Annotated in this window: 12 protein-coding genes and 1 pseudogene; 8 read left to right on the forward strand and 5 right to left on the reverse strand. The window is 63.2% G+C overall.

Features of this window, described 5'->3' with window-relative positions; all coding sequences use genetic code 11:
• The first annotated feature begins 275 nt into the window (after positions 1-275).
• Positions 276-1808 carry a diguanylate cyclase domain-containing protein gene (locus AB6N07_RS07150; RefSeq protein WP_370677112.1) on the forward strand — a complete coding sequence of 511 codons (1533 nt, stop codon included), beginning with the start codon at positions 276-278 and terminating at the stop codon, positions 1806-1808.
• Between the two features lie 116 nt (positions 1809-1924).
• On the opposite strand, the gene AB6N07_RS07155 is transcribed toward AB6N07_RS07150, so the two are convergent.
• From AB6N07_RS07155 to AB6N07_RS07165, 3 genes are all read right to left on the reverse strand, one after another.
• On the reverse strand, positions 1925-2083 hold the full coding sequence (locus AB6N07_RS07155; RefSeq protein WP_370677113.1) for a DUF3563 domain-containing protein: 159 nt from the start codon (positions 2081-2083) through the stop codon (positions 1925-1927).
• Positions 2084-2272: 189 nt separating this feature from the next.
• Positions 2273-2659 carry a hypothetical protein gene (locus AB6N07_RS07160; RefSeq protein WP_370677114.1) on the reverse strand — a complete coding sequence of 129 codons (387 nt, stop codon included), beginning with the start codon at positions 2657-2659 and terminating at the stop codon, positions 2273-2275.
• A gap of 121 nt (positions 2660-2780) precedes the next feature.
• On the reverse strand, positions 2781-3095 hold the full coding sequence (locus AB6N07_RS07165; protein WP_370677115.1) for a helix-turn-helix transcriptional regulator: 315 nt from the start codon (positions 3093-3095) through the stop codon (positions 2781-2783).
• A 45-nt stretch (positions 3096-3140) separates the two neighbouring features.
• Between AB6N07_RS07165 and AB6N07_RS07170 the strand changes: the two are divergent.
• The 5 genes and pseudogenes from AB6N07_RS07170 to AB6N07_RS07190 all read left to right on the forward strand — a co-directional run bounded on the left by AB6N07_RS07170 (position 3141) and on the right by AB6N07_RS07190 (position 6152).
• A pseudogene (locus tag AB6N07_RS07170) lies at positions 3141-3547 on the forward strand (DUF2000 family protein).
• 99 nt (positions 3548-3646) lie between these two features.
• The gene (locus tag AB6N07_RS07175; RefSeq protein ID WP_370677116.1) at positions 3647-4531 is read left to right on the forward strand and encodes a J domain-containing protein; all 885 of its coding nucleotides are present in this window, start codon (positions 3647-3649) and stop codon (positions 4529-4531) included.
• A 196-nt stretch (positions 4532-4727) separates the two neighbouring features.
• Positions 4728-5144, forward strand: coding sequence for an antitoxin Xre-like helix-turn-helix domain-containing protein (locus AB6N07_RS07180; RefSeq protein ID WP_370677117.1), 417 nt, complete (start codon positions 4728-4730; stop codon positions 5142-5144).
• Positions 5141-5872, forward strand: a complete 732-nt coding sequence (locus tag AB6N07_RS07185; protein WP_370677118.1) for an RES family NAD+ phosphorylase — start codon at positions 5141-5143, stop codon at positions 5870-5872. Before AB6N07_RS07180 ends, AB6N07_RS07185 begins: the two co-directional genes overlap by 4 nt.
• Positions 5873-5915: 43 nt before the next feature.
• A complete protein-coding gene (locus AB6N07_RS07190) occupies positions 5916-6152 on the forward strand; it encodes a hypothetical protein (protein WP_370677119.1) in 237 nt (78 codons plus the stop codon).
• Positions 6153-6155: 3 nt separating this feature from the next.
• On the opposite strand, the gene AB6N07_RS07195 is transcribed toward AB6N07_RS07190, so the two are convergent.
• Positions 6156-7043, reverse strand: coding sequence for an AraC family transcriptional regulator (locus AB6N07_RS07195; protein WP_370677120.1), 888 nt, complete (start codon positions 7041-7043; stop codon positions 6156-6158).
• 214 nt (positions 7044-7257) lie between these two features.
• Here AB6N07_RS07195 and AB6N07_RS07200 point away from each other — a divergent pair, with 214 nt between their 5' ends.
• On the forward strand, positions 7258-8010 hold the full coding sequence (locus AB6N07_RS07200; RefSeq protein WP_370677121.1) for an SDR family oxidoreductase: 753 nt from the start codon (positions 7258-7260) through the stop codon (positions 8008-8010).
• 147 nt (positions 8011-8157) lie between these two features.
• Positions 8158-9342 (forward strand): MFS transporter, encoded by a 1185-nt coding sequence (locus AB6N07_RS07205; protein WP_370677122.1) that lies wholly within the window; start codon positions 8158-8160, stop codon positions 9340-9342.
• On the opposite strand, the gene AB6N07_RS07210 is transcribed toward AB6N07_RS07205, so the two are convergent.
• A complete protein-coding gene (locus AB6N07_RS07210; protein WP_370677123.1) occupies positions 9339-10238 on the reverse strand; it encodes a LysR family transcriptional regulator in 900 nt (299 codons plus the stop codon). The genes AB6N07_RS07205 and AB6N07_RS07210 overlap by 4 nt on opposite strands.
• Between the last annotated feature and the right edge of the window lie 101 nt (positions 10239-10339).

The raw sequence follows: 10339 nt of genomic DNA on the forward strand, positions 1-10339 counted from the left end.
GCGGCCGGGGTTCTGAGCCTGATGTCGAGCCTATTGCTGGCAGAACGGACCTGATGACCTACCGGAAACGATGCGGATTGCCAGGATGGTTGGCATATATCATTTGGTTGTAGTCTTATTATGATTGCCACTAAGGATAAATGGCAGTGGCATAAGCAATTCCTTGGTAAATATACCTTTTGTGGACGAGCTGGTTAACCAGCCTTTACAACTCCGCGTGCGACTAAGCTTTACAGTGGTCTTAGGCGATGTCGCCAGACTTTGCGGGGGTAGGCATGCGCATCCGGCTTATCGTTCTGGCCGTTATCTCTCTGTGTCTGGCGCCTTTCTTGGTGGCCCAGATCTTCGCTGCGCATAAGGAAAGAGCGGACGCGCTGGCGCGGGTGGAGCAGAACGTGAAACTGTCTGTCGAACGCGTTCAAGAGCTTCTTAAGGACACGCAAGCCGATATTGAGAATATAGCCCAGAATATATCGATCAGTAACGCCTATGCGGATACATCTCCGGAAACATGCCATGATCGTCTGTCTAAGATAGCCAGATTATACGAGAATGTCTCTCATATCTCTATTCTGACGGCCCAGGAAATTGTCTATTGCTCTTCGCTTTCTGGTGTCTCTGGTGTCCAAGCGGATCATTCCGGAGATTTTATCAGAAGCATGCACGGCAACGATACGCTATGGGGCGAGACGCGGATCAGCCGGATCTCCAACACGTTGGTCGTTCCGTCTGCGACGGCCATTCGCAATGGCGTCGATGTCGATTACTTCGTGGTCGCTTCGGTGGCGGCCCAGACGATGCTGCGCAAGGCGCTGGCTTTGCTCGACGTCTCATTGACGGAAGCGGCCCTGATCGACAATCAGGGGGTGGTTCTGGCGTCGGAGCATTTCTCTTCGCCGAAGACGGCAATTGGCACCGATCTCATACGCAGAAGCCTCGCGGTGTCTTCCGGCGTCATCTCCGACACTACATCGGCCGATGGATGGTATTATGCGGGTGTCGTCAAGCTTCCGATGAATAACTCGCGAATTGTCTTCATCGCGCCTCTGAAGAGCGAATATGATCGTGCCAAGAGAAATCTGAGTCAGGCAATCATATCGGCCATTATCGAGACTCTGATCCTGGCCTCCCTGGTGATGTTTTCGGTGGAGTTCTTATTTATTCGGAACCTCCGCCGCATCGGCGCGCTTGCCACCGAAATAACTGAAGGCCAGCAAGGGCGGCGGATATCGATCAAGTCGCATATCCCCGACTTCAAAGCGCTCGTCTCGGCGCTCAACCTGATGGTGGACAAGCTTGAGGATACGAGCCGTCAGGACGCCCTGACGGGGATCGCCAATCGGCGCGCGCTCGATAGCCATATGGCACTTTGCGATCAACTGCTGTCCGACGGGAAGGGGCCGATCGCGGTGGCCATGATCGATATCGACAATTTCAAACTGTTCAACGACAGGTTCGGCCACGCCTCGGGTGACAAGGCCTTGCAGAGGGTTGGGCTAGCCTTGCGAAAGTTTGCCCGGCGCCAGGATGAAATCGCGGCGCGCTATGGCGGCGAGGAGTTCACGCTGGTGCTGAACGACAGCGATCCGGACCGGCTGCGGTCGCATCTCGACGCAGCGCGGCGGGCGGTGGAAGATCTCGATATCCCGCATCCGGACTCGCCTCATGGCCGCGTCACGGTCAGCATCGGCTATGCGTTTGCTTTACCGGGGACGGCCATGCAGCAAGCCATCGAGCGCGCCGACGAAGCGCTCTATCGGTCCAAGGCCGCCGGTCGCAACCGGATCAGCGGCGAAGGCACGCTTTGAGGCTGAGCGCTCCATCTCTTTGCTGGGATCGCTTCAGAAACGACAAAGCGCCCGAACCGGTCAGGTTTCGAGCGCTCAACGTCGTTTGGCTTTATCGGCTCCGCGCCGTCAGATCCTCAGAGGCCGAGGGTCCGGTTGAAGGAGCGGCGGCCGAGGTAGCGCTCGCGGGCTTCGAGGTCGTAGCGGTCGCTGGCCCCATTGAGGTAGGCCATGTCGCGTTCGGCTTGGCTGGGGATGCTGAAGAGCTTGGCGGTGCGCTTGAGAGTGGCGAACATTTCGATTTTTCCTTTTCCTAGACCGGCGGTTTCCGGTCTCTGTCTCTGTTTTCTTTTTGCATCCTCAATATAGGGCCGGAAGCGCCGCGGACCTAATTGCAACTTCTGAAGGTCGCCTTCAGATTTTCTATAAGTAAAATTCCGTTAGCGCCTTCACATCGCCGCTTTCCGCATCGCCGGTTTCAGGGCTTAAGGAGCCGGTTTGCTTCTGCCGATGATATTGACTCGCTGGCATGTTCCCGTCGCAGGCACGATCTCCAATTTATCGCCGACCTGGAAGCCATCGCGCGGCGTGCCTATCTCAAAGGAATATCTGCAGGAAATGGCTTCTCCTGTCGGCGAGGTTCTTGTGAAAGACAGGTCTGCCATCGTCACGATGGTCTTTTCCTTTCGGTGAACCTCCTTCTCCCAAACAGCTTCGATGGTTGCGACGGTGTGCGGGAAGTGACGGAGCCGCCAGAGGTAAAGGCCGCCTGCCATGGCGAAGACCACCAATGCAATAATGCCGCCCACGATATTGGCGGTCCTTTTTTGCTGAGGCGTCATCGAGCGGTAATTGATCCGAGGTCCAAACATCAGGGTCGCCCGTGCAACTTCTGACAACTATAAGTTGGGCGTTGTGGGTGTGCAATGCAAAGCTTGCGGCTGCCTTGGTCGGGGGCGTCGTCAGGGCATTGATTTCCTGCAAGAAACGCCCTCACACCGCCGCTTTCCGCATCGCCAGCCAGCGGCCGGGCGTCATGCCGAAGGCGCCGCGGAAGTGGCGGGTGAAGTGGGCTTGGTCGGCGAAGCCTGCGTTGAGCGCGGCGTCGGCGAGGCGGTTGCCGGAGGCGATGAGGCGCTTGGCGCGGTCGAGCCGGCGCATCACCAGAAAGCGGTGTGGGCTGGTGCCGGTGTGGCGGCGGAACTGCCGCGCCAGCTCGTAGCGGTCAAGGCCGGTGACCGCCTCCAGTGTTTCCGAGCGGACGGTCTCCGTGGCATGGCTTTCGAGGTAATCGCGAGCGCGCCGCACGGCTGTCTCGGCGGTGGCCGACGCTTTCGCTTGTCTGAGGCCGCCATGTTCGACACCAAGATCGTCCTCGTCGTCCGCGATGACCTTGCCACCTGGCAGAAGCTCAACGTCACTGCCTTTCTGACGAGCGGCATCGTCGCGCAGGTGCCAACGATTATCGGGCAAGCCTACCGAGATGCGGCGGGGAATGTCTACAACCCGATGTCCATCCAGCCGATGGTGGTGCTGGTGGCCGACCAGGAGACGTTGCGCACCATCCATCGGCGGTCGCTGGAGCGCGGCGTGGTGACATCGGCCTATGTCGAGGAGATGTTCGCAACCGGCATGACGCCGCCAACCGCGAGGTGTTCGGTGAGTTCTCGCCGGAGGATGCCAAGCTGGTGGGCATCGCGATGCGGGCGGAGAAGAAGGTGGTCGACAAGATTACGAAGGGGGCGAAGATGCACCCGTGAAGGGGAACGGGTTCGTCAATAAGTTGTAGACGCGACTCGCTTACCGTTGGCTCTCCGTCCATATCGGACGGCACCAACCGGCGGGTTTCCGAGGCAGCGATGATCCACAACGACCCCATGGACCTTTACCGTGCGCTGGGGCTGACCTCATCGGCGACCAGTGAGGAGATCGCGGCGGCTTTCAGAAAGCGGGCGAAGGAAACCCACCCCGACAGCACGGGACAGGCGTCGGCCGACGCGTTCCGCGAGATTTCCGACGCCTATGACATTCTGGGCGATCCGGTCCGCCGGCAGGAGTACGACAGGGCCGCCCAGGAGCTTTACGAACAGCAGGCTACCGAGGAGGCAGTGCAGCGACCCGAGCGGCGGGCAGCAGATCCGTCCCCATCCCGAGCAGTTCGATCCCGACTGCGACGGGCGATTGTGATCGTCTGGATACTGGTTGGCTGCCCGTTCGGCGTTTGGATAGCCTTGGAAGAAAAGGCCAACATGAAGGCCGAGACGGCACTTGCCCAGGAAAGGGACGCCGATATCTCGCGACGCTTTCCGACGTGCGCGAACCAGCCCGTCATGGGCACTTTTTTCGGGCCCGAGGGGCAACCCGTCGGTATCCATTCCCTGAGGATCGAGAACGAGACCTTGTACAACATGCTTGCTAAGGTTCGGGACGTAAAGTCTGGTCGCGTCGTTGCGGCCTTCTTCATTCCTAGTGGGGGATCTTTCAAATACGGTTATATTTTCGACGGGCTCTATAAACTTCAGTATGCGTTTGGGAGTAAATTGGACGTTTCGTGCAGGAATTTATTGGAGCCAGTCGTTATCAGCGAGTCCAGGCTCAGGGAATTTACGCAGGATAATTACGGAGGTGGAGAGTATTATAGATTCACTTCCCTTCCGAAGGATTCCCCAGCCGAGTATGGTCGAAGTAGGCACCCAGCATATTACTATGTGCGTGTGCCGTTGGCGGAGTTCCTAAAGCCCTAGGCAATCATTTTGATCCGCGTAGTGGTAACGGATCAGCATGAGGCTGCCAGCAGGATACGAGGCGCAGCGGCATCCATCCTGACGGCCAGCCCTCCCGTCACGCGTCCCAACAACGCCAGCGTGAATCCCAACTTGGCATATGTTCTTGCCATTTGGCGTAATGCGCCTATATTCACGACAAATGACAGGACGTGCCATGCTGCTGCAACCCATCGAAGCCACTCCGATCGAGCGTACCGAGAGCGCCGCCATCACCGACGAGGAAGCGGCAGCGCTCGCGCGGGCGACGGTCAATCTGTTCAAGGCGTGGAAGCTCAGCGATGCCGAGGCGACGACGCTCCTGGGCGGGCTGTCGACGCGCACCTGGGCGCGGTGGAAGGAGGGCAGCATCGGCCGGATCGACCGCGACCTCCGCATGCGCATGGCGCACCTGATGGGCATCCACAAAGGGCTGCGCTACCTCTTCAAGGAGCCGGCGCGCGGCTACGAGTGGGTGAGGAAGCCCAACGACACCTTCGATGGCAAGTCGGCGCTTGAGCTGATGCTGCGCGGCGAGCTGTCGGACCTTGCCGATATGCGCGCCTATCTCGACGCCGAGCGGGGCGCGTGGTGACGGGGGAGGTCGCTGGGGTGGTTCGGCGGCGGGTGTCCTGGCCGAAGACCTATCGGATCATCCGCTCGATCCATCCGCCGATCGACCTGTTCGAGGATATCGCCGACCCGCACGACTGGGAGGCGCTGGCTTCCGTCGAGGCGAAGACCAATCCGCGGGTGCGCGGCCTGATCGGCGATCTTTCCAAGGTGCCGAAGAACCGGCGCGTCGGCGGCCTCGGCGCCAGCCTAGTGATGGCGCCCTTCGTTCACGCATCGCCCTTGCGGCCCGGCCGCTTCACCGACGGCAGCTATGGCCTCTACTACGCCGGCGACAGCGAGGACGTGGCGATCGCCGAGACCATCCATCACCACCAGCGCTTCATGGTGGCGACGAAGGAAGCGCCGGGCTGGACCTCGGATTTCCGCGTGCTGGTGGGGGCGGTGGATCGCGAACTCGACGACGTCAGCGCGGTGCCGGGGGCACTCGACCCGGACGATTACAGCGCCTCGCAGGCTCTGGGGCGTGAGCTGCGGGCCGCCGGCAGCGACGGCGTGGTCTATCCGAGCGTGCGCGGGGCCGGCGGCTGGTGCATCGGCATTTTCTGGCCGGATGTGATCCCGGTGCCGGTGCAGGGCGCGCACTACTGCTATCACTGGAACGGGACACGGGTGGATTTCGTCAAGCGCTACGAGGCGGACGAGGCGAACACGGTGTTCGAGGTGATCACGCCGACGCGCGAGAGCTGAAAAATCCGCCCGTCAGGCTGTGGCCGATCGATCGGGGCATGTGGTGGGCATCGTGGTCGCCAAGTCGAACCTAGCTCCGCGCGGCACCGCCGAGCATCCTGACATCGAGGTGATCCAGAACGTCAACTTCGCCATCAAGGCCGGCATGGCGCAGTTCTTCCTGGACGCTAATCAGGTCCACTGTGACGTCGAAGCGCCGGGCAACGACCTGAAGACGCCGGATGTGGCCGACGTCGCCCGGAATTTCTCCGTGCAGGTGGCGTGCGAGGTGAAGAAGTAGCGCTCACGCTGCGACGGCCCGCTCGCGCGAGGCCTTGAGGTCGCGGCCGGGCGGCTGGCCGAACAGCCTGGCATATTCGCGGTTGAACTGCTGCACGCTTTCGTAGCCCACCTCATAGGCCGCGAGGCTGGCGCTTCGGCCTTCCGCCAGCATCAGCCGCCGGGCTTCGATGAGGCGCAGCTGCTTTTGGAATTGCAGCGGCGACAGCGAGGTGATCGCCTTGAAATGCTGGTGGAAGGCCGAGGGGCTGAGGCCGGCGATGTCGGCAAGCTGTTCCACCCGGACGGGCGCGGCATAATCGGCCCTGAGCACGGCGATGGCGCGGGAGATACGCTGGGCGTGGCTGCCCGTGACGCCGAGGCCACGCATGGCGCCGCCGTGCCGGCCGGCCAGCAGCCAGTAGTGCAACTCGCGCAACAGCTGGTTTCCAATGACGGGAAGGGCGGCCGGCCGCTCCATCAGCCGCATCAGGCGCAGCGCGGCATCCGCCACCTCGGCATCGGTCGGCTCGATCCGGACGGCCGGGCCCGGCTCGGGCGCGGCGGCCATTTCGACGGAGAGCTCCTCGATCACCTTGAGGTCGAGCTCCAGCACCAGCGAGAAATAGGGCACGGCGCCGCTGGCACGGGTGATCTGGCTGACGGTGGGCACGTCGGCCGAGATGAGCAAGGACTCGCCGGCGCCGAAATCCAGCGTCTGCCGGCCGATGGTCACCCGCTTGCCGCCTTGGAGGACCAGCGCCACCAGTGGCCGGTTGATCGCATATTGCAGCGCGCTGGGCAGCATGGCGCGGATGACGGTGAGGCCAGCGATCGGCGTCGCGGCGACGCCAGCCTCATCGGCATGGGCGGCGGCGTGGCGACGCACGGCGGAGAGCAGCGTTTCGATCATGTCGGGAAGTTAGGCACATCGGCCTCGCGTGCGCAAGATGGCGCGGAGAATCAGGCAAAGATGCGCGAGCTTTGGGCAAAGCGTGGTGTTGGTGGAATTGGTGTCGGTGGTCGCATTCGTGAAGGATCAGGCAAAAAGCGGCCAGTATCGGGCAACCACGCCGGAGCCGTTCGGGCGATCATCCGTCCGTCAAACCGAACCAAGGAGACAGTCCATGACCATCGCTCTCATCACCGGCGCCAACCGTGGCCTCGGCCGCAATGTTGCCCTCAGCATCGCCCAGCGCGGCGGCGACGTGATCGTCACCTATCGCGGCAGCAAGGCGGAAGCGGACGCGGTGGTGTTCGAAGCCAAGGCTCTCGGCCGCAAGGCGGTGGCGCTGAAGCTCGACGTCAGCGATTTCAGGAGCTTCCCGGCTTTCGCCGAGACGCTGCGTACGACCCTTCAGGAGGTGTGGGGCCGCGACAGCTTCGACCACCTCGTCAACAACGCCGGTCATGGCGAGATGGCGGCCTTTTCGGAGACCACCGAAGCGCAGTTCGACGGCCTGTTCGCCGTGCATGTGAAGGGCGTGTTCTTCCTGACGCAGGCGCTGCTGCCGTTGATTGCCGACGGCGGCCGCATCATCACCTATTCCTCGGGGCTGACGCGCGTCTCCTATCCCGGCTTTTCGGCCTACGCGGCGGCCAAGGGCGCCATCGAGATCCTGACGATTTATCTCGCCAGGGAACTCGGGGCGCGCGGCATCACCGCCAACTGCGTGGCGCCCGGGGCGATTGCCACCGACTTCCTGGGTGGGGCGGTGCGCGACACCCCCGAATACAACGAAGCCTTCGCCAACATGATCGCCTTGGGCCGCGTCGGCCTGCCCGACGATATCGGCCCAATGATCGCCAGCTTGTTGGGCGAGGACAATCACTGGGTCACCGCCCAGCGGATCGAGGTATCGGGCGGTCAGGTGATCTGATCGGCAAGCGGCAGAGCTTTTCCGGCGATCCGTTTTTGCCGGAAAAGCTCTATCTCTTTGTTTTCTGACGCAAAACCGTAACATGGGTGTGCTGGAATTGCCTTTCATGCCGCGCCGGACGTCCGGCCTCTGCCATGCCGGGTTTTGATGCCGCTCCTCTCGCCCACCGTTCGCGCCGTTGCCGCCCTGTCGGTGACCCAGCTTCTCGGCTGGGGCGCGACGTTCTGGCTGCCGGCCGTCACCGGGCCGGCGATGGCCGGCGATCTCGGCATCACCTTGCCCATGGTGATGGCCGGGCCGACGGTGATGCTCGTGGTGATGGCTCTGACGTCCTGGCCGCTGAGCGCCAGCTTCGAGCGCTACGGCGCACGGCCGATCATGGTGCTGGGGTCGCTGATGGGCGCGGCGGGCCTTATGGTCATCAGCCTTGCCGCGGGGCCGATATCCTATGGCCTCGCCTGGGTTATCCTCGGTCTTGCCGGGGCCGGCATGCTGACGACGCCGGCGCAGATCGCGGTGACCGAGATCGCCGGCGAAAAGGCACGCTCGGCGCTCGGCATGCTGATCCTGGCCGGCGGGCTGACCTCGACCATCGTCTGGCCGCTCACCGGGCTGATGCAGGCCGCCTGGGGCTGGCGCGCGACGACGCTCGTCTATGCCGGCCTGACGCTGCTCGTTTGCGCCCCGCTGCATTGGGCGGCGCTCGCCCGCCGGCCGCGCCAAAGGCCACAGGAGAAAGCCGGTTCGACCGATGAGCCCTCCGCCATCGACCGGCCTCGTTTCGTCCTCTTGGCCCTGAGCTTTGCCGCCAACGGCTTCTTCACCTGGGGCTTCGCGCTGACCATCATCATTCTGTTCGAGGCCGGCGGCCTCGATCACGCCAGCGCGCTGACGGCCGCCGCCTTGATCGGCATCGCCCAATGGGCGGGGCGGATGATCGACATTGTCGGCGGCAAGCGCTGGTCGGGCTTTGTCACCGGTCTTGCCGCCTCGGCCTTGTTTCCCTTGAGCTTCATCGTTTTGCTGCTGACCAGCGGCTTCCTGGGCGCCGTGCTGTTTGCTACGCTTTACGGCATGGCCAGCGGCGCCACCGCCGTCGCCCGCGCCACGCTGCCGCTGCAAATCTTCCCCAAACAGGCCTATGCCCGCGCATCGGCCCAGCTGGCGGTGCCGCTCAACCTGTCGTTCGCCGCCGCGCCGCCGGTGTTCGCCGCCATCATGACATCATCGGGGCCGCACGCCGCCCTGTGGCTGGCCTTCGCCCTGTCGATCCTTGCCTCGTCGGCGCTGTTCGCCCTGTCGCTGCTGGAGCGGCGAAGGCCGGCGGGTTAGCCGCTTCTCGCCCTGGCGAATTCGGCGGTCAGCCAGTCGGCGAATACGCGGACGCGTGGCGATAGCTGGCGGGTGCGCGGATAGAGCAGCGATACCGGCGTCGGCTTTGGCGGATGGTCGGGCAGGATCTCGATCAGCTCGCCGGCGGCGAGCGCCGCCTCCACGTGGTAGCGCGGCACCTGGATCAGCCCCAATCCGAGCCGGGCGGCGGCGACGTAGCTTTCGGCGGCGTTGACGGTGATGACGCGCGGCAGCGTTATCGCGCGCACTTCGCCATCTTCCGGGAACTCCAGCGGCAGTACGGCGCCGGTGGCGCTGGAATGAAAGCCGACCATGCGGTGGCCGTCGTCAAGATCGGCGAGGCGTTCGGGCCGGCCGTGGCGGGCGATGTAGCCGGGTGAGGCCAGCGTCACCTCGTCGAGCAGGGCGACGCGGCGGCCGATCATGTCGGTGTCGCGCGGTTCGCCGACCCTCAGCACGCAGTCGATGCCCTCGCGCACCAGATCGGCGAGGCGGTCACCCTCGGTCATCAGCAAGGTGATGTCGGGGTAGGTTTCCAGAAAGCCCGGCAGGCCGGGCAGCACGAAGCGGCGGGCCAGCGTGCCGTGCACGTCGATGCGCAACTGGCCCTGCGGCTTGCAGCCGGCGAAGGCGCCTTCGGCATCCTCGACATCGGCGAGAATGGCCAGGCACCGCTGATGATAGGCCTCGCCGTCCAGCGTTGGCGCCACGTGGCGGGTGGTGCGCTGCAACAGGCGCACGCCCAGCCGCCGCTCCAGGCTTTTCACCGCGTCTGTCACCGTCGAGCGCGGCAGGCCCAGATCTTCGGCGGCCAGCGTGAACGAGCGGCGCTCGGCAACGCGGGTGAAGATGCGCATGGCGTCGAAGCGATCCATTGTTCGTCTTTCCCGGATGGTGATGACGAATGATACATGATTATCCGCCAAATCAGAAGGTGCATGGTCCTCTCCATCGAAACCAACCCAGAGGACAGACA

Source organism: Pleomorphomonas sp. PLEO (assembly GCF_041320595.1).
Classification (GTDB): Bacteria; Pseudomonadota; Alphaproteobacteria; order Rhizobiales; family Pleomorphomonadaceae; genus Pleomorphomonas.